At 52.1% G+C, this 18,765-nt stretch carries 17 protein-coding genes and 1 pseudogene; 3 read left to right on the top strand and 15 right to left on the bottom strand.

Annotated features, from left to right (window positions below; translation table 11 throughout):
* Nucleotides 1-58 precede the first annotated feature (58 nt).
* Nucleotides 59-1,687, top strand: coding sequence for an extracellular solute-binding protein (locus tag MHB80_RS05545; protein WP_341281243.1), 1,629 nt, complete (start codon nucleotides 59-61; stop codon nucleotides 1,685-1,687).
* A gap of 91 nt (nucleotides 1,688-1,778) precedes the next feature.
* Nucleotides 1,779-2,654: an SDR family oxidoreductase gene (locus MHB80_RS05540; RefSeq protein WP_341281242.1), complete on the top strand. Its 876-nt coding sequence runs from the start codon at nucleotides 1,779-1,781 to the stop codon at nucleotides 2,652-2,654.
* A gap of 453 nt (nucleotides 2,655-3,107) precedes the next feature.
* Here the strand turns inward: MHB80_RS05540 and MHB80_RS05535 are convergent, their stop codons facing one another.
* The 9 genes and pseudogenes from MHB80_RS05535 to MHB80_RS05495 form a co-directional block, all read right to left on the bottom strand.
* Nucleotides 3,108-3,299 carry a YiaA/YiaB family inner membrane protein gene (locus tag MHB80_RS05535; RefSeq protein ID WP_052737008.1) on the bottom strand — a complete coding sequence of 64 codons (192 nt, stop codon included), beginning with the start codon at nucleotides 3,297-3,299 and terminating at the stop codon, nucleotides 3,108-3,110.
* 60 nt (nucleotides 3,300-3,359) lie between these two features.
* Nucleotides 3,360-3,563: pseudogene (locus MHB80_RS05530) on the bottom strand (YiaA/YiaB family inner membrane protein); the annotation flags it as partial.
* A 151-nt stretch (nucleotides 3,564-3,714) separates the two neighbouring features.
* Complete coding sequence (locus MHB80_RS05525; protein ID WP_341281241.1) at nucleotides 3,715-5,817, bottom strand: methyl-accepting chemotaxis protein; 2,103 nt, start codon at nucleotides 5,815-5,817, stop codon at nucleotides 3,715-3,717.
* A 389-nt stretch (nucleotides 5,818-6,206) separates the two neighbouring features.
* The gene (locus tag MHB80_RS05520; protein ID WP_341281240.1) at nucleotides 6,207-6,971 is read right to left on the bottom strand and encodes an ATP-binding cassette domain-containing protein; all 765 of its coding nucleotides are present in this window, start codon (nucleotides 6,969-6,971) and stop codon (nucleotides 6,207-6,209) included.
* An 11-nt stretch (nucleotides 6,972-6,982) separates the two neighbouring features.
* Entirely contained in the window at nucleotides 6,983-7,771 is a 789-nt protein-coding gene (locus MHB80_RS05515; protein WP_056035890.1) for an ABC transporter permease subunit, read from the bottom strand.
* Nucleotides 7,772-7,800: 29 nt separating this feature from the next.
* A complete protein-coding gene (locus MHB80_RS05510) occupies nucleotides 7,801-8,862 on the bottom strand; it encodes an ABC transporter substrate-binding protein (RefSeq protein ID WP_341281239.1) in 1,062 nt (353 codons plus the stop codon).
* A gap of 56 nt (nucleotides 8,863-8,918) precedes the next feature.
* Nucleotides 8,919-10,028 carry an iron-containing alcohol dehydrogenase family protein gene (locus MHB80_RS05505; RefSeq protein ID WP_341281238.1) on the bottom strand — a complete coding sequence of 370 codons (1,110 nt, stop codon included), beginning with the start codon at nucleotides 10,026-10,028 and terminating at the stop codon, nucleotides 8,919-8,921.
* Nucleotides 10,029-10,333: 305 nt separating this feature from the next.
* On the bottom strand, nucleotides 10,334-10,987 hold the full coding sequence (locus tag MHB80_RS05500) for a hypothetical protein (protein WP_341281237.1): 654 nt from the start codon (nucleotides 10,985-10,987) through the stop codon (nucleotides 10,334-10,336).
* Between the two features lie 123 nt (nucleotides 10,988-11,110).
* Nucleotides 11,111-13,252 (bottom strand): methyl-accepting chemotaxis protein, encoded by a 2,142-nt coding sequence (locus MHB80_RS05495; RefSeq protein WP_341281236.1) that lies wholly within the window; start codon nucleotides 13,250-13,252, stop codon nucleotides 11,111-11,113.
* A gap of 286 nt (nucleotides 13,253-13,538) precedes the next feature.
* Here MHB80_RS05495 and MHB80_RS05490 point away from each other — a divergent pair, with 286 nt between their 5' ends.
* Nucleotides 13,539-13,775 (top strand): hypothetical protein, encoded by a 237-nt coding sequence (locus MHB80_RS05490; RefSeq protein WP_341282865.1) that lies wholly within the window; start codon nucleotides 13,539-13,541, stop codon nucleotides 13,773-13,775.
* A 99-nt stretch (nucleotides 13,776-13,874) separates the two neighbouring features.
* Here MHB80_RS05490 and thiD read toward each other — a convergent pair whose 3' ends face one another.
* From thiD to MHB80_RS05460, 6 genes are all read right to left on the bottom strand, one after another.
* On the bottom strand, nucleotides 13,875-14,723 hold the full coding sequence (thiD, locus tag MHB80_RS05485) for a bifunctional hydroxymethylpyrimidine kinase/phosphomethylpyrimidine kinase (RefSeq protein WP_341281235.1): 849 nt from the start codon (nucleotides 14,721-14,723) through the stop codon (nucleotides 13,875-13,877).
* 227 nt (nucleotides 14,724-14,950) lie between these two features.
* Nucleotides 14,951-16,060, bottom strand: coding sequence for a glycine oxidase ThiO (thiO, locus tag MHB80_RS05480; RefSeq protein WP_341281234.1), 1,110 nt, complete (start codon nucleotides 16,058-16,060; stop codon nucleotides 14,951-14,953).
* A 33-nt stretch (nucleotides 16,061-16,093) separates the two neighbouring features.
* Nucleotides 16,094-16,873 carry a thiazole synthase gene (locus MHB80_RS05475; protein ID WP_341281233.1) on the bottom strand — a complete coding sequence of 260 codons (780 nt, stop codon included), beginning with the start codon at nucleotides 16,871-16,873 and terminating at the stop codon, nucleotides 16,094-16,096.
* A gap of 5 nt (nucleotides 16,874-16,878) precedes the next feature.
* Nucleotides 16,879-17,076 (bottom strand): sulfur carrier protein ThiS, encoded by a 198-nt coding sequence (gene thiS, locus MHB80_RS05470; RefSeq protein WP_341281232.1) that lies wholly within the window; start codon nucleotides 17,074-17,076, stop codon nucleotides 16,879-16,881.
* Entirely contained in the window at nucleotides 17,076-17,705 is a 630-nt protein-coding gene (gene thiE / locus MHB80_RS05465) for a thiamine phosphate synthase (RefSeq protein WP_341281231.1), read from the bottom strand. Before thiE ends, thiS begins: the two co-directional genes overlap by 1 nt.
* Before the next feature lie 28 nt (nucleotides 17,706-17,733).
* Nucleotides 17,734-18,747: a ThiF family adenylyltransferase gene (locus tag MHB80_RS05460; protein ID WP_341281230.1), complete on the bottom strand. Its 1,014-nt coding sequence runs from the start codon at nucleotides 18,745-18,747 to the stop codon at nucleotides 17,734-17,736.
* Nucleotides 18,748-18,765: the final 18 nt, after the last annotated feature.

The raw sequence follows: 18,765 nt of genomic DNA, 5'->3' as shown, positions 1-18,765 counted from the left end.
AAGCTTCCGTTTCGGCCATACCGTACATGCAGAAATACGATTCAAGGAAGGTTTCATCATGAAAATGAAGGAATTACAGCGTATCATCGCCCTTATCGCCGTCGTATGTATGAGCTTGGTCAGCGGGTGCGAAACTAGCTCTGTGCACCTGTCTGCTGCCAAGGATTTGCAAACCCCCATAGCTTCTGACAGCCCGCAGCACAATATTTCCTGGACGATGCATCTCAATCTGCCTGTTCCAGACCATGCGGAGATGGTGCGCCTCCTTGAAAATAAATTCAATGTCAATTTGGACGTCTGGAATTTAGAAAACAACAATTATGAAGCGCTTCTGGATATGAAGGTGGCGCAGGGTGAAATTCCCGATTTATTCAGAATCAGACAGACTCAGGATCTCCTGAAATATCAACAGCAAGGCTTGCTGGCCGAAATTCCCGAGGAAATGCTTAATCAGTACGCTCCAAACATTATGAAGGCCATTCGAGAAAATGCGCCCGCCTATCAGGATTATGGCAAAATCGACGGCAAATATTATGGCATTCCTGTCGTCAATCCCACAAACATTTATCGCATACCTGTCGTATATAGAGAGGATTGGCTCGATAAGCTGGGCCTGACGGTACCTGAGACGCTAGCTGATTTTGAGAAGGTCATCTATGCATTCGCGAATGAAGATCCGGATGGCAATGGCAAGAAAGATACGTACGGCTTGTCCAGAGAAGGAATGAATGTTGTATTCGGCGCATTCGGGCAAATCGTCTTCGCAGACCAGCTTTACTTCGGGGTGAAAAATGAAAAGCTCATCATCGGCGCATTGGAGCCGGAAATGCAGGAGGCACTGCACTATCTTCGTAAGTGGTACGCTGATGGCATCATCGATCCCGAGTTTATTACCGGCGAAAATAAAGGGGGCTACAAGCATCTGTCCCATGCCTTTATCAATGGCAAAATCGGCATGACCTCCATGGGCAATTACTATCACTGGATTCAAGATGGCGATTATTTAGTCTTTGAGGATGAGGACGGCGCGAATGGCGCGGAGCTTCCGGTAGAAGCTACATTTAACGCAAAGGAACTAACGGCGGGCAATCCGCAGGCCCGAATTGTGTTCGGACAGCCCTTTCGTGGACCGGAAGGAAAACGAGGCTCCAAGGCCTATGATATGCTGATGAGCTTCACCGCTATCGGAGCTGACGCAGCCGTTGATCCAGGCAAGATGGAGATGATCCTTCAAATACTTGACTATGTGAGCGCGAGTCCCGACCCGGATGAATATGCCTCAATGAAATATGGGATCAAAGGCACACACTGGACATGGGCAGGAAACGTGAAGGAGGATGTCATTGTGCTGCCTCCCTATGACACCATGTTCAACTATCAAAATACAATCGGCGCCAATTTAGGCATGACGGTACCCTTGGTCCCTAAAGAACGAAGAGAGCGATGGGCCTCAACCTTGAACCTTGATCAAGATGGCATCTACAACGCTTTGGAGGTTGCGACTCCCTCCTTAATCCATAACGGAGCTGAATTAATCAAGTTAAAAAACAAAGCCTATGTCGCCTTTATTACCGGCGAGAAGCCGCTAGAGGACTTTGACCGTTTCGTCCATGAGTTTATGAAGGCGGGCGGAACTAAGGTGCTACAGGAAGCAAATGACTGGTATCGCCAGCATGCTGTAAAATGACGGAAAACCATGTATAACCTCTGCACGTTTATTCCACAATAAGAACGTTTTGTTACAGGCGCATGCCGCGCCATTACAAGGAGGTTATAGGATGAGTCCATCTACAACACAAGCGCCAGCCCAGACGCTGCCGCCCCAGCATCAGGATCAGCAGCCCGGACTGGAATCCGTTATGCATCCGCAGCCTGTCTATAAATCCGCAACTTATAAGGCTGCTGGAAAACTGACGGGCAAAGCTGCGATTATTACCGGAGGGGACAGCGGAATTGGACGTGCCGCAGCGATCGCTTTTGCAATGGAGGGCTGCGATGTCAGCATCGTTTATTTGGAAGAGGACTCCGACGCGAAGGTTGTAAAACAGGAGATTGAGCAGCTTGGTAGACGCTGCCTGCTGATTTCTGGCGATATCGGGGATGAAGCCTTCTGTCAACAAGCGGTCGAGCAGACGGTTCAGGCATTCGGCAAGCTCGACATCATCGTCAACAATGCTGCAGAGCAGCATGTGCAGCAGCGCCTTGAGGATATTACGGCGGAGCAGCTTACCGCTACGTTCCGCACCAACGTGTTCGCGATATTTTATTTGACGAAAGCGGCGCTCGCCCATTTGAAGCAAGGCGCATCCATTATTAATACGGCATCGATTACCGCCTATCGCGGCAATGAGACGCTGATCGACTATTCGGCCACCAAAGGCGCGATCGTCTCCTTCACCCGCGCCCTATCCGCCAATTTGGCGGGACAAGGCATTCGGGTCAATGGCGTCGCACCGGGTCCCATCTGGACGCCGCTTATTCCGTCCAGCTTCGACGCACAGAAGGTCGCCACCTTCGGCGGCGATACGCCGATGAAACGCCCTGGCCAGCCTGCCGAGCTTGCCGCCGCTTACGTCTATCTCGCATCGGATGATTCCAGCTATGTCACCGGACAGATGATGCATGTCAACGGCGGGGAAATTATTAACGGGTAACAAAAAAATAAAAGTGCACCTCCCAGAATGATTTTGGATTAGCGCCAGCTTACGCAGACTTTTCCAATACCTAATTCTGAGAAGTGCACTTTTCATTCACATGCAGCCTGCCCATTAAAGAAGCGCAGCATCCGAGCCTTGCTGAAGAAATACAGCTCGAGACGCCCCCTCTTTTTTGACGGACTGAGGTTTCGCTATTTTGGCTTTTAATCCGATTTCAGGCCGTAGGCGGACAGGAAAGCCGTTATCACCCTCATTTTCCCGTCAAAATGGCTAACAGCAGCGCATTAGCGGCTTCTGGGTCCGGAGCCTGTTCCTTAACTCGTAATTCCGTTGAAATAGCCGCTGCTGGGTCCGCCAAATAATAGGATCATGAGCTGGCTTGCTTACATTTGCTTGCTATTTGCTTGCTATTTGCATACATTTGCATACATGCCCTAGAATGCGCCGGTCTTACTCCTCTTCCGGACCCAAATGCACTTTATCCTCCTCATTATCGCGAACCGTTTTCTGAAGCACGAGGCAAGCTACAATCAGGAAAGCTCCGGCAATAGCGTAGTAGCCTTTTACATAGAATGGCTCCTCCAAGGTGTACAGGCCGATGTATTGCGCAAGCACAGCAATGATAAAGCCGATCCAAGCCATGAACGTAAAGGCTGGCGTGTTGCGATTGCGATAGGAAGGATTTTGCTCCTTCAGAAATTTATCCTCATCATTGTCGCGGGCAAGCTTCTGGAGCGTAAACGAAGTAATGACGAGCAAAATTCCTGTTACGGCGTAGTAGCCCTGAACTGAAAGCGGCTGATTGAGCGTATAAATGCCGATAAATTCAAAGGCGAATGCGAGTACAAAAGCTCCCCAAGCCATAAACGTATAAGTTGGTGTATTCCGGCGACGGTAAAAGTTCATTGATTTGCGAACAGGCATTTGATTTTCCATGATAGGCGTCCTCCCGTATAACCTTGCGGTTATTTGTTTGATAGCCTTATCTTACCTGTTTTCGCTGGAATAAATAGTACCATCTTCTCTTAGTACCAGCTGCTAATACGATGCAATCAGCTTACACAGCGCTTCCTTCCCGCCCGCTCCCCGTGAGTTCGCTCCCCTCTGCATGAAAAGCTTGAACGGCACTATCCAGCCGCTCCACTAATCCGCCAAGCTGCTCAGCAGCAGCGGTTACCTGCTCAAAGCCATCCGTCTGCTCCTCCACTGCCTCGGCCACCTGATTGGACAAATCGCTGCTCTGCGCCGCAATAACCGCAAGGCTGCCAAGCTGCTCATGCACTTGGCCGACACCGATGCTAAGCTTAGCAATATGCTCGCTGCTCTCCTTGATTTGGCGCGTGCTGCCTGATACGGACAGCGAGATGTGGCGCAGCGCTTCATCCATCTGCTTCACCACCTCGGATTGCCTGCTGCTTTGCTCCCTCACATCCGCCATAGAGACAACGGTTTTCCCGATATCCTGCTGCACACCTGAAATGAGCGCCACCGTTTCTTCCGTCGCCTCGCGCGACTGCTGGGCAAGCTTGCCCACTTCCTCCGCTACGACAGCGAAGCTCCGACCCGACTCTCCCGCTCTGGAAGCTTCAATCGAAGCGTTCAGCGCCAAAATGCCCGTCTGCTTGGCGATGCCGCTAATCGTCGTCAAAATTTGATTCACGCTTTCCGCCTTGCTCCGCAAATCGCTAATGATTTCGCCGATCTGCTGCGTCGCCTCATTGCTGCTGTCATTGCGCCTTGCCAGCTCCTGCATCAAGACAAGCCCCTGCTCATTGCCCTCATTCATCCGCACGATGCCCTGCCATACCTCCTCCGTCTGGTCGCGCAGCGCGGAAGCTTGATCCGCAAGCTCTGTAGCGGTATCCGCACAGGAAGCCAGCATCGCCGATTGCGACCGATTGCCCTTGGCAATTTCCGCGACCGATGCGGTCATTTCCTGCGCCGCAGCCGTCGTCTGCTGCGATACGGCCAGCAGCGTATGGGACGACTGGCCGATTTCCACAGTCGTTTCCTTAATGCTGCCCGTCAAGCGGCGCAGCTGCTGCACCATATGATTAAAGCCGCTGCCGATGCGTCCAATTTCATCCTTGCCTGTATAGCGAGACTGCACATCCAGTTGTCCGGCGCTGACCAGCTCCATATCCGCTACGATTCGCTTCAGCGGCCGCACCATGCGCGAGCCTACAAGGAGTGCGGTCAGCACGGCGAGCACAATGACGCCCAGCAGCAAATAAAGAATGAGCCACGTCTGCTGGTTAACCTCCTGATAAATATCATGGGTGGGCGATGCCACAATTAACGTATAGTCATTCGACAAATTCGCATAGGCAACGAGCGTCTCTTCTCCGCCCCAATCCGTCAGCATGATTCCCTTTGGCTCCTGCTCAACCTTTTGGGCGAAGGCCGCATCCACATCTTTAAGCACAGCAGCCTCTGTATGGACAGGATCAATAAGCAGCTTCTGGCTGGCATTAACCAGAACCGCATAGGTATCATCAAACGTTCGAATATCGCCTAGAAAGCTTTGAAAAAGATCAAAACGGATATCCATCCCCACAATGCCGACGGATTCTCCATTTTTAAACAACGGCACTGTATAGCTGATCATATCGACGCCGATATTTTCATTGCGGTACGGGTCGAGCCACATCGCCTTTCCCGACTGGACGGGGAGATAATACCAGCCTACATGAGCGGTATCGCTAGAATCATATTGGCTGAAATCGGTTGGTGTCAGCTGCTGCATCTTGCCGCTGTCATCCGAGTCCGCATGAAAAATGCCGGAGGTAGGAGTGGTAAACGCAGGATTAAACCGTACATAGAAGGACATGGCGCCCTCCGTCTCATCCGCAAACTGCGCAGCAATCGGGCGCAGCGTTTCTTCATATTGCCTAACGTATTCGCCATCTGTCTTGAAGCGCTCCAAATTGTCCAGCAGCGATACAGCGGTTATGGCCAGGCCATCAACCGAATTTTGAATGGCATTGATTTTGGAATCCAGCTCGCCAGCGGCGCTATCGACCGTCAGCCCTGCATTATCCCGCGAATAGCGCTCCAAAATGGTATTGCTAGTATACAAACCTGTAAACCCTACAACTGTTCCAGACAGCACTGCAAAAATAATAATAGCCAGCATGATGTGAATACGAATGCTACTCATCCTACTCCTGCCTCCTATGAAATCCTTTCTATATAAGTAAAACTAGGTGATATTCATAGTGCTAAGGTCGTCACTACGAGAAAGTTTGGACTTCCGGCCGCTGTTGTTTTCAGATTTCTTTAATGATTCTTTTTTGATGATGAATTCCGAAAACAAAGGTGATCGCTATCGCTCCTACAGTTCCAATCTTTCTCTCCGTTTCTCCCCTGCTCTATTCATTTCTTTTGTTCAACTTATAAAAGAAAATAGATTTCTCTTATCTGCTTTCATTTTCCTTCTTCTTCCTTTATCGGCTGCAAAACCATTGAAATGAATATAAAAAGGACAAAGACTTAGTTCATATGAACTAAGTCTTTGTCCTTAGGTTGCAGCCGTCCGTTGACCGCTGTTTATATCGTATAGCTGACCTTCTTCTGCAGCGGTATTTCCTGTTTGCCAAGCACCTTATTTAGAATAAGGTTTTCAAAATATATAAATCCGCTGTCCCGGCTGCGCGGCCGATCTAGCGTAATTCGCTTGTCGAGGGAGATGACGCCTTCCTCAATCAAAATAACCCGGTCTGCCAGCGCAACGGCCTCGCTCACATCATGCGTGACGAGAACGACCGTGAAGCCCTGCTCCAGCCACAGCCGTTCAATCAGCTGCTGCATTTCAATGCGCGTCAACGCATCGAGCGCGCCCAGCGGCTCATCCAGCAGCAGCAGGCGAGGCTTGCTTGCCAGCCCCCGCGCCAGCGCAACCCGCTGCTTCTGCCCGCCGGAAAGCACATGCGGCCATTCGCCTGCGCGGTCCGCAAGCCCAACTTGCGCCAGCGCCTCCGCTGCCTTCGCCTTATCCTTGCCTGGCGTGCCGATCCGCACATTGTCCAGCACACTCTTCCAGGGCAGCAAGCGCGCCTCCTGAAACAGCACGCGAATATCTGTCCCTACGCTTTGCTGTTCGCCGCTGCCGAGCAGCAGCGTGCCCTCCGTCGGCAAATCCAGCCCGGCGATCAGCCGCAGCAGCGTGCTTTTGCCACAGCCGCTGCGGCCGACGATGGCGACAAATTCGCCACGGTCTATTTTCAGATCAACGCCCTTTAGCACCTCCTTGCCTGCAAACTCCTTGCGTACCCGGCTTAACTGGAGCTGTGCCCCTTTGCGGCTATCGGTCATGTCATCCCCTCCTATGCTTTCGCACGGCTGTAATTCGGATTCCACTGGAGCAGCCGCCTCTCAAGTATTTTCGCAATGCTGTCGGACAGCTTGCCAAGCAGCGCATAAATGATGATGCTCAGCACCGTCACATCCAGCTGCATAAACTCGCGGGCATTCATCGCCATGTAGCCGATGCCGGAATTCGCTGCTACCGTCTCCGCCACGATGAGCGTCAGCCACATAATGCCGAGCGAATAACGGACGCCGACCAATACCGAAGGCAGCGCTCCCGGCAAAATCACTTCTTTATACAAGTCGAAGCCCCGCAGCCCATACACCTTCGCCATCTCAATCAGTCCGCGATCAATCGAGCGAATGCCATGAAAGGTGTTGAGATAGATTGGGAAAAAGACGCCCAGCGCGACCAGCAGCAGCTTCACCTCTTCGCCAATGCCGAACCAAATAATAACGAGCGGAATGAGTGCCAAATGCGGCACATTGCGCAGCATTTGAATCGACGAATCCATCACGATTTCCGCTCTTGAGGAAAAACCGTTAATAAGGCCCAGCAGGAAGCCGATTCCGCCGCCAATGAGAAAGCCCAGTATGGCACGACGGGCGCTGATTGCAATATTTTCAGCCAGCTGGCCGCTCTTGATCGAAGTGATCAGCTCCTCAATGACCTGCAGCGGCTGCGGCAAAACGTTAGCGGCGATAATGCCCGTAACCGTCAGCACATGCCAGGCGATTAGCAGCAAAATCGGCAGCAGCCATGGCGTGAAGGAGGATGTCCAGAAGCTGTAGGATGGTTTTCGCAAAATATAGCTCTCTCCTTTCGGCCCCCGAATTATTTCAGTGCGTCCGCAAAAGCGTCGCTCCAGATCGTCTTCACATCAACCGGGTTTTTAAGCAAATCGACCTTTTGCAGCGTATCGGCAATATCCTGCTGAGAAGCAATCGCTTCATCCGATGGCGGCAAAATCGTCGTCGGCTGCTGCGCTTCGCCGTCCTTCAGCGTTTGGAGCGCCTGCTCCACAGGCTGCTTCGTATTTTCAGCTACAATGCCTGCCCATTTCTCCTGATTCGCACGAATCCATTCATTGTACTGATTGAGCCTGTTCAGGAAATCCGCAATCGCTGCATGCTTGCCCGGATCTTCAATCGCTGCCGGATTCGCTTCAATCGGGAAGTTGCCGGATAAAATGTTCTGGGCAGACGCCAGCGTCGTAGCGCCATTTTGGCGTCCCGAAATGATCGCATTGCCGTAGCTCGCCAATGCATCCACGCTGCCGCCGATCAATGCGCTGAGGCCATCGGAGGTCGATAGCGCTACAGGCTCAATGTCCGTCCAGCTAAGCCCCGCTTCTTCAAGCATTTTCAGCAGAAAATAATGCGCGGTTGTGCTGCTGACGTAAGCTACCTTTTTACCCTTCAAATCGGCTACGGATTTCACCGTCGATCCTTTTGGAATAAGCAGCTCCTGCTGGAGCGTGCTGGATTTTTGAATGGCAATAATTTTAAAATTGCCGCCGTTTGCGGCCTGTGCTGCAAACAAGGGCGGGATTTCGCTCGTCAAGGCGACATCCAAATGTCCGCCTGCCATGGCCTCCAGCTGCAAATTGCCGCCTTGGAAGACGCTGAATTCGATTTTGTAAGGCGTATCATCGAGTCCAGCTTCCTTGAAGCCGATCTTTAGATTTTCCCAGCCCGTCTGACCGATGTTCAGCGTGACTTTGCTCAAATCCGGCCTGCCTTCCGCTGCCGGGCTGCTGCTTTGAGAAGCGGCAGCTGGGCTCGCCGATGCTGCTCCTGTGTTCGTCGTTCCCCCTGTATTGCCGCATGCTGCGAGCAGGCTCGCTAAGATGATGGCTATGCTTAGGCCTAGCCATTGTCTCTTTCTGTTCTTCACGGTTGTTTCCGCCTCTCTAGATCTCGTGTGTAAGGTTTCCCCTTATTGCATGCCCTTTATTGCGAAGCAGCAGCTGCCTTGCTTCTAATGCGCTGCCCCAGCTGGTCCGCTGCAATAATCGCCTCAGCGATTGCCGCCGGATGAACCGCGAATGGCAGCTCGGCAGCTTTCGCTCCAGCAAGCGGCACTTTACCCGCAATGTCATAAGCGATTTTATGTGCGTTTTCTTCAAATCCGAGCTGCGCCAGCGTAACCGGCAGGCCAAGTGCATCCAGCTTCGCAGCAAGCCGCTCCGTCTCCGCGGCCGTTTGCCCTTGCAGCAGCGTGTGGGCAACGAGCCCAAACGCAACCTTCTCGCCATGCAGCGAGCCATGCGTTTGCGCAAACTGCGTCAGGCTGTCGTGGATGGCATGGGCCAAAGCGCCGCGTGCGCCTCCTGCCGATACGGTGTTCACTTGTCCGGCCAGCCAGACAATTGCGTGACTCACCTCATGGAATGCGGGTGTCACGATGCCGTCGCCCGCGTTTGCATACGCCTGCTGCGCATAGCGGTCCAGCACCTCGACCGCAAGCTCCGACGTTTTGACGCCAAGCCGTACATCAAGGTCGGCCGGAACCTTTTTCACATTGACGACCGTCTCGTTCCATTTCACATACGTATCGCCTATGCCCGAAGCGAGGTAGCGCTTAGGTGCAGCAGCAAGCGCTACCGTATCCGCAAGCACCAGCTGCGGGGATTGCTTCAGCGGCAAGTAGCCTGCCGAGCGCCCCTCCTCGTCGTACAATACGGTGAGCGCTGACCATGCCGCGCAGGTTGCCGCAATTGTCGGCACCGTCACGCTCGGCACATTAATCCGCTGCGCAACCGCCTTCGTCAAATCCAGCACCCGACCGCCGCCAATTCCAACCAGCACGTTGATATCCTGGCTCGCTGCCAGCTCCGAGTAGGCTGCGATCTGCTCCGTCGTTACTTGCCCGGAAAAGCGATGCACCTGATAGGTGACATCGACCGCATTTAGACTGGCAAGCAGCGGAGCCGCTGCTTCAAGCGCTTTTTCCCCGCCGATAATAAAGAGCTTGCTGCCGATTTCTGCAATTTTCGCTCCACCGTCTGCCCAGGCATTCGGCTCGTTTACATATTGATTTGGTGCTTTTACTTGTACCATTTGTTTGCGGGCCCCCTTGTTTGTAATCAGCTGCACAGTCCTTTATACTCATTATTCATAGTTGTTTACTTGTATTTAGGCAAGTATAGGTTACCCCTAGCCAATCGTCAATCGGCATCAGCCCAGAAATAATCTATTAGTCGATTATAAAAATCTATAATCGCGCGAACGCTTTTGCCAGCGAAAAAAAATGCAGAACGGACATCGTTGCTGCTTTAGCAACGGCCTGTTCTGCATCTTTTCCCCTTTACGGCTCATTCGTTTCTATACGATGCGTCTAGAATGCCCCGCGACCATAACGAGCGTCACTTCTCCATCTGCTGCCTTAACTCGGGATACTCCCGTTCGAATGTTTTCACCATTACATACAGCTGGAGCCCCCTTGCTGCCTGCATCGCTTCCTCCGCCAGCTCAATTGCCCTTGGCCGATTGCCCTGTTTATACTCCATGTAAGATAGCAGCGACTGCTTCATCCATGCCTTCGAGATTCGGTTTATATGATCGTGAGCCTCAGCGAACTCTCTTCGCTCGATGTAATAATAAGCTTGATAATAATGCCTATATTCCACTGGCTGAATCAGCTCAATTTCGTGTAAAACATTTTGGATATCCTTGTTATAGTGAGCTTGGAGCGTCTTGAACAGCGCCTGTTTATTTTTTTGCTTGTACTGCTTGAGCAGCTTCGCCATCGTCTCTTCAAACTCGTCATCCAAACGATTGGCTACCGTGTAGTTGATATAATAACTGGGTATGCTGCGGTTCGCGAGCAGAAACCTCTCAATTTTCACCAAGCTTCTCGTTCCTAAAATCGTATAAAATAATGGGCCCAGTGTCACAGCCAAAAACGTTAAAAATATAATGACAATCGCTGCCGGCCCTTCAACCTTTAAATAATTCAATAGAAAAATGAGCGGAATCGCGACCAATATATAAATCAATGTTCTTTTCACAAATCTCATTGCTTGCTCTCCTTTATGTTCTTTTCAATGCTGCTCTCATTCTACCATCCCACTCTATCCAAATAAAAAAAAGGATAATGCTCATACTGTCTGCACAGCCCGAGCATTATCCATGATTCCGCGCTATCCAGCCTTCATTTGCTGTGTGTCCTCGCTGCTCAGTACGAAGTGGCTGAGATCATCCTGCAGCTGCTGGGCCATATCGCGCAGCGCTTCCGCCGATGCTTGAATTTCCTCCATCGACGCAAGCTGCTCCTCCGTAGCTGCGGCCATCGTTTCCGCCTCATCCGACGTTTTATTCGAGATGTTCGCTACTTCGCCAACCGATGCCGTGACCTCTTCCATGCCTGCGGAAATTTCCTCGGCGGCTGCCGACACTTCCTGAATTTGATCGCTCATCGAGCGAACCTCATGCAAAATATCGCCAATCGTCGTATTTGCCTGCTCAATAGAGGCAAGACCAGAAGCCGTCTCCGATTTCATCTCGCTCATCGCCTTCACATTCTCGCTCACCAGCGTCCGAATATCTCTGACCAGCTCAGATATCGTCTGCACCGACTCACTCGTCTGCTCGGCCAGCTTGCCTACTTCGGAGGCTACGACGCTAAAGCCCCGTCCATGCTCGCCAGCTCTCGCTGCTTCAATATTCGCATTCAGCGACAATAGCTGCGTCTGCTTGGCTATCGCCATAACCGCTTGCACGATTTGGCCAATTTGCGCCGAATGCTCATCCAGCTTGGAGACGACCTCGCCCGAACGGACAGCCGATGCTTGAATACTGTTCATTTGGCGTACCGTCTGTCCAAGCTGCTCTTCGCCTACTTGAGCGTTGCCCGTCACCTTGACCGCAGCGTCCGCCACTTCCGATGCTGCTTCGGCGATTCGGGTAATGCCAACCGCCATTTCATTCATCGCTTTCGACGTTTCATCCGCCGATACGCGCTGTACGTCCGTTCCTTCGGATACCCCTTGAATCGACTCGGCAATTTGCTTCATCGCCTGCGTCGATTCATGTGAAATAGCTGTGAGCTCCTCCGACGAAGCCGCTGCCTGCTCAGATACGATCTGGTTTCTCCGCAGCAGCCCATTCAAGGAGCGAATCATTTCATTAAATGACAGGCCGACCTGACGCAGCTCATCCCGCGTTTCCAAATTGAGTTCTTTGGAAAAGTCGCCTTTCGCCATTGCATCCGCACGATTACGGAGTGCAGCCACCGTTACCATCACATTACGGTAGAAAGCCACGTAGAAAATAGCCACGAGCAGCAAGGACAGAGCCGTCAAGCCAAGCAGCATATTTCGAGTCGCCGTCAGCTCATCGATACGCTGCTGGAGCACCTGCTCAAGCTCTGTATTCACCTGGACATAAAAGTCGTTTAACACACCAATCGACGCCGTTCCCGACTTAAAAAACTCCGACCCATCCATGGTCAAGTTAGAGCCGTTAAGGACACCTGTTTTAAGCAGCGCTACAAAGCTTTTGAGCGATGTCGCAGTCATCGCGCCACTTTTCTCCAATGATGGTATCAGTGCCTCGTTCCAGCTTAAAGCGCTGCTCAGCGACTTATTCATATTCGTCAGGGAATAATTAATCATTTCCGCTTCCAAACGAAGCTTGATTTCTTCGTCATCCCCCATTGCTTTGCTGGTAAGCACACCATTTCCTTTGCCGCGAATAAGCGCCGCATGCTCCATGAGCGCAGGAATTTGCTGCACGAACATAGAACCCAAATAATAAGAATCCATCTGCGTATCAAGGGACAGGCCCGATTCATCAGAGAGCTTGTTCATAATATTAGTTAAATCTAAAACAAGCGTGGAATGGTTGTCAAAACTGTCGTCAGCCTTCATCGTAGCGTTGCTCGAATCCAATTGTGTCCACTGCTGCTTCCAGGCCTCCCACAGCTCCTGCGCCCCCGCCATGCCTGACGCTTTTATAGCTGGGTCTAGCGTTTGAATCAAGCCCGCAATTTCCTGTGATTTGGCATCTACCTCTGCCTTGGCATCAGGATTTCCATTCAACAAGCCGGATGATAGCCCACGGTGCTGCTGCACTTGGAGCATAAGCGGCATTATATCTTTAATATAAGCCACGCCTTCATGTTCTTTTTTAATATACTTAATGTTTCCTTGCTGCTCGCTAACCCATAGAACAAGCAGCAAAACCAGCGGGATCATAAACAGAGCACTAACGACCATGAACTTCTGTGCATACTTCAACTTGGACATAAGAGCTGTGAAAGGACTTAATAATTTAAAAAACATGAGACCCACCCGCCTATTTATTTAATTACTATTCATGAATAGAAATATCGGCTATAGACGGTCAATTGTTTAGTGAAATTCAAGGAAAAGTCGTAATGGATGGAGATTCCTCCTTCATTTTGACAAATGTTGATGGAAGCTTTGATTCAATTTATGCGTATTTCGCATTGTATAAGAATAATGATTGGACATCGACCAGATAATCAAATTGCGGGAAATTTGGCATATTCGCTGCCGTTGATTATAATAGTGGGCGAGAGCTGTGAAATAGAGAGGAAGAGATATGTTGAGCCATACCGCACAGGATGTAGCCGATTGGATGCTCGGAGAACTGAAGTTTGCCGGCATTCTTCATCAGGAGAAGGCCGTTGCCCATATTACAGAGCATTTTGGAGAGCAGTTCATTTACGTGAATGAGCAAGGAAATACGTCGATCGACAAGGAAGTAAAAAAAGCGTTCAAAAAAGGCCATGGCGGCAAGGCAGCCTGGGACCGTGAAGGTTTTTTCTGGGGCTGGACTTAGCCGGTAGACGCAGCTAGACAACAGATAGGCAGCAAGTACGTAAAAAAAGCTATGCAACCTTCGGTTTGAACATAACCGGAAGCCGCATAGCTTTTTCTACTATAGGGGGGCTTGCAATGCTCGCTTGCTGCGCTGGTACGCCCAGTGGTTCGTCGGTCCATGCCCCCCGCCAATCTGAATGCCGTCCTCGATGGCCGCTTGAATAAACGCCTTCGCTTGGCGCATCGCCGCTTCCATATCCGCTCCTTCGGCAAGTCCTGCCGCAAGCGCCGCCGAAAAGGTACAGCCCGTGCCATGCGTGCGGGCCGTTGCAACGCGTTTGCCTGCCAGCTCGGTAAAGCCGCTGCCGTCATACAGCAGATCGATAGCTTCCTCGCCCGTATCGTGGCCGCCCTTAATAATAACGTAGCCCGCTCCATATCCAGCGAGCCGTTTCGCCGCTTCCCGCTTATCGTCCGCCGTGACAATTGCAATGCCCGTCAGCTTCTCCGCTTCCGGTATGTTCGGCGTAATCACCGTCGTTACAGGCAGCAGCTTGTCCGTCATCGCCCGGATAGCTTCCTCTTGCAGCAGCGAGGCTCCGCCTTTGGCGATCATAACCGGGTCTACGACAACATTTTTCCAGCCAAGCTCGGCAATCGTTGCGGCAACAGCCGTAATGATCTCGCTATTGAACAGCATGCCCGTCTTCAGCGCATCGACGCCAATATCCGAGCCGACCGAATACATTTGCTGCACAACGGCTTCCACGCTGAGCGGAAATACACCCTGCACACCAAGTGTATTTTGCGCAGTAATCGCGGTCACCGCGGACATGCCGAATACGCCAAGCTCCTGAAAGGTTTTCAGATCCGCTTGAATGCCCGCCCCGCCGCCGCTGTCCGAGCCCGCAATCGTCAAAGCAGTCGGGACGCTGCGTGGTGCCTGCCCATTCTCATGTACGCTCATGTTTTGCTCACGCCCCTCTCTTCATCAAATACAGAACCAAGGTGAAACGGCTGTCGCCGCCCTTCGGCGGCGCGTTTCACTCCGAGAAATATAAGCCTAATGATAAGTAGGAAACTTATAAATGCTTATATTTTAGATCAAACGCTTGTCCACCGATTCTCGGTTTCGCAGATTTCCACTTCCAGCTCCAACTCCAGCTCGCTGTACCTAGCTCTGCCTATCTCTGCCTAGCTGAAACGCTCAGGAGCGAATGCCCGCATGAAGTCCGGCAGCTTCTTGCCTTCTACGCTATCAGCCACGAGCTGTGCTGTAACCGGACTGAGCAAAATCCCATTGCGGTAATGCCCTACCGCCATCACGACGCGGCCCGATTGCGCGAGCGCACCAAGCAGCGGAAAACCATCCTGCGTGGATGGGCGAAGGCCCGCCCAGGTGTGGAATGGCGTCCACGTTTCGAGAAACGGGAAAGCTTGCTTGTTCCATTTTCGCAGGCGTTCAATGCCCTTCTCCGTAACGGTCGTCTCGAATCCAGCTATATCCTCAGAAGCGCCGCATACGAGCGTATTATTTTCCTTGGCCACGAGATAGCCTTGATTGCAAAACACCATATGATGAACGGGCTTTTCCTCCGCCATATAGGCGCAAATTTGTCCGCGAATCGGATAGACCGGAATGCGAAGGCCAAATGCAGCTTCCAGCTGCTGCGCCCAAGCTCCCGAGCATACAACGAGCCGGTCCCCTTCAAAAACACGCCCGTCCGCTGCTTCCAGCACGACCGAGCTCTGCCAGTCCTTAATCGCAACCTGCTCCAAATGCTCATGAATGTGAACATCCATCAAGCGGCAGGCATCCTCCAGCGCTTTAACATAATGCGGCGCATACAGATGGCTTTCCTCCGGCGTATACAGCGCTGCCCGCACCTTGCCTGACAGCTTTGGCTCCAGCCGAAATACGTCGCCACCCTCAAGCAGGCTGCCCGACGAACCATACTCCCGCTGCCAGCGCAGCCTGCCTTCAAGCGCCAAAATATCCGCATCATGGTAAGCGATATACATGCTTCCAGATTCGGTATATTCGAAAGGCAGGTCGGAAACCTGCTTTACGCGGTCTGTAAAGGAAGGATAAAGCCGCAAGCTCTGCGCACATAAGCGAAAAAAATCATCCGGCCCCTCTACATTTTCCGAAAAAGGAGCCAGCATCCCCGCAGCCGCTCCGGATGCCTGTCCCCCGCAGCTGCCAATTTCCAGCACAGTCACCTGATAGCCGCGGCTGCGCAGCTCGAACGCACAGGATAAGCCAATAATGCCGCCGCCCATGATTACAATTCGTTCTCCCATGTCCTAACCAGCTTTCCTTGTTGAATGATGCTGTTATTTCAGCTTAAACTCCTCGTAACCGCTGCTTGCCGAAGCATAACGCTTCTTCGAAATACGGCCGGACAAATAAGCCAGACGGCCAGCTTCGATGCCGAGCCTCATCGCCCGCGCCATGCCTGCCGGATCTTTCGCCTTCGCAACCGGTGTATTCATCAGCACGCCCGCCACGCCAAGCTCCATTGCCTGCGTAACATCGCTGACCGAGCCAAGTCCGGCATCGACGATAATCGGAACCTTCGCTTCCTCTACAATAAGGCCCAAATTATAAGGATTCAAAATACCAAGACCCGTGCCAATTGGAGCCGCTCCCGGCATTACAGCCGCAGCACCCGCTTCCTCCAGCCGCTTGCAAATAACCGGATCATCCGACGTGTACGGAAGGACGGTAAAGCCCTCTTTTACGAGAATTTCCGTCGCCTTCAGTGTTTCAATCGGATCAGGCAGCAGCGTGCGTTCATTGGCGCTAATCTCGACCTTGATCCAGTCACTGAGACCCGAAGCCCGCGCAAGACGTGCAATCCGCACCGCTTCCTCCGCCGTGCTTGCCCCTGAAGTATTCGGCAAATATTGATACGACTTCCCTTGCAAATGCTGAAGAATCGAATCGTCCTCGGTCGCCTCCAAGTTAATGCGGCGAATAGCGAACGTCAGCACCTCGGCGCCTGACGCCTCAATCGCCTCCCTCTGTACATAAGGGCTTGGGAAAAGCCCGGTGCCGATAAAAAATCGTGACGTTAGTTCATGGTTGCCAATATGCCATACATCCGGTTTCATTCGCTTTAGCCTCCTCCTACAAAATGTACAAGCTCGATTTTCATGCCTTCACGAACCTCGGTTGCTTCCCATTGCTCCTGGGTCAGCACCGCTCCGTCAGCTTCAACGACAACCGGCTTGCCCGCGAGGCCAAAATGGGCAATGACCTCTTCAATCGTCTTCGCTGCCAGCTCCTGCTTCACACCGTTAATGACTAGTTCCATTACGACTCTCCCCATTTATCCAGCTTGTCTAGAAAAGAGCGGCAGGTGCCGGAAATATCGCTGCTGCCAACAATTTCGCTAACCGCACAAATGCGCGTCGCGCCAGCCGCAATCACTTCATCCACATTGCGCAGCTTAATGCCGCCGATTGCGACAAATGGAATTTTCACCTTATCCGCTACCTCGCGCACGTATTCAACCGTTACCGGATCAACAACGTCGACCTTCGTCTTGGTTGGAAATACTGGACCGACACCGATGTAGTCGGCACCTTGCTCCTCGGCAAGCAGCGCCTCTTCAATGGCGTGCGTGGAAATGCCGATGATTTTATCGCCCACAAGCTTGCGTGCTTCCACCAGCGGCACATCGCCTTGTCCCAGATGAATGCCGTCCGCATCCACTTCCAGCGCAATATCAATGTAGTCATTGACGATAAAGGTTACGCCATGCTTCCGGGTCAGCTCGCGAAGCGCCCGCGCTTTTTCCAAAATGGCTGGCTTGTCGCCCGACTTGTCGCGCAGCTGAATAATATCAACGCCGCCGTAAATCGCTTCCTCCATCACCTCGATCAAATCGCGGCCCGGATGAAATTCCTCGCCTGTAATCGCATATAAACGAAAATCCTTCATATTCACACAATCCCTTCGCTGTTGGCTGTTAGTTTCCGATATAACGGGCATATAAGGTTTTGGCACGGACCATATCTTCCGTCCCCTGCACAAGCACACGCCCATCGGGGAACAGCACGAGCCGCTCACCTTCCGGCAGCTCGGCTTTCAGCAAATAAGCGTTATGCGTAAGCTCCACAGCAATCGGTTCCAGCCTTTGCCGCCACTGCTCCAGATTAAGCGGAGCGCCGCCAGAGATTTGCACGGTGCTGCGTCCGCATAGCGAGACTGCCGCGTCCTGCTCTGCCGCCTGCAAAGCCGGATACTGCTTCAGCTGGCAGCAAGGGCATTGCTTCGCAGGCTCGCCCAGCTTCATCTCGAACGAATGATTTTGCCATAAGTCAAAGGTCATCAGGCTGTTTCTTCTTTTGTCCGCAGCTCCAACCAAATATTTAAGCGCCTCTACCGCTTGGTAGGAAGCGACAATATCTACGACTGGCGAAATAACGCCGATCATATCGCAGGTCTGTCCGCCCGCATCGGCTGATTGAATAAAGCAGCGCAGACACGGCGTAGCGCCCGGCACAAGAATAGCGCTCATGCCCCGCGAGCTGACCGCCCCGCCATAGGTAAACGGAATGCCGCTGCGGAAGCAAGCATCATTAAGCAGAAAACGCGTCTGAAAATTATCTGTCCCATCTAGCACAAGGTCGATATCCATCAGCAGAGCGTCGATATTTTGAACGGTGACGTCAGCAACGATCGCTTCGATCTTGATATCGGAATTGATTTTGCGCAGCTTCCTCTCGGCGGCAACTGCCTTCGGATAACCATGCTCGACATCCTCTTCGTCGTAAAGCATTTGCCGCTGGAGATTGCTGCGCTCCACATAATCACGATCAACGAAACGGACGAGCCCGACCCCCGCTCTGACCATATGATTGGCCAGAACAGTGCCGAGCGCTCCCATTCCTATAATAAGCACAGCGCTCTCGCTTAGCTTGCGCTGCCCTGTTTCACCAATGGGCGCAAACAACATCTGTCTTGAATAGCGTTCGTCCATACGCCGTATTCCCTCCAC

Source organism: Paenibacillus sp. FSL H8-0537, assembly GCF_038051995.1.
Classification (GTDB): domain Bacteria; phylum Bacillota; class Bacilli; order Paenibacillales; family Paenibacillaceae; genus Pristimantibacillus.
The sequence above is the reverse complement of the archived record's forward strand: the minus strand, read 5'-3'. Positions and strand labels throughout refer to the sequence as shown.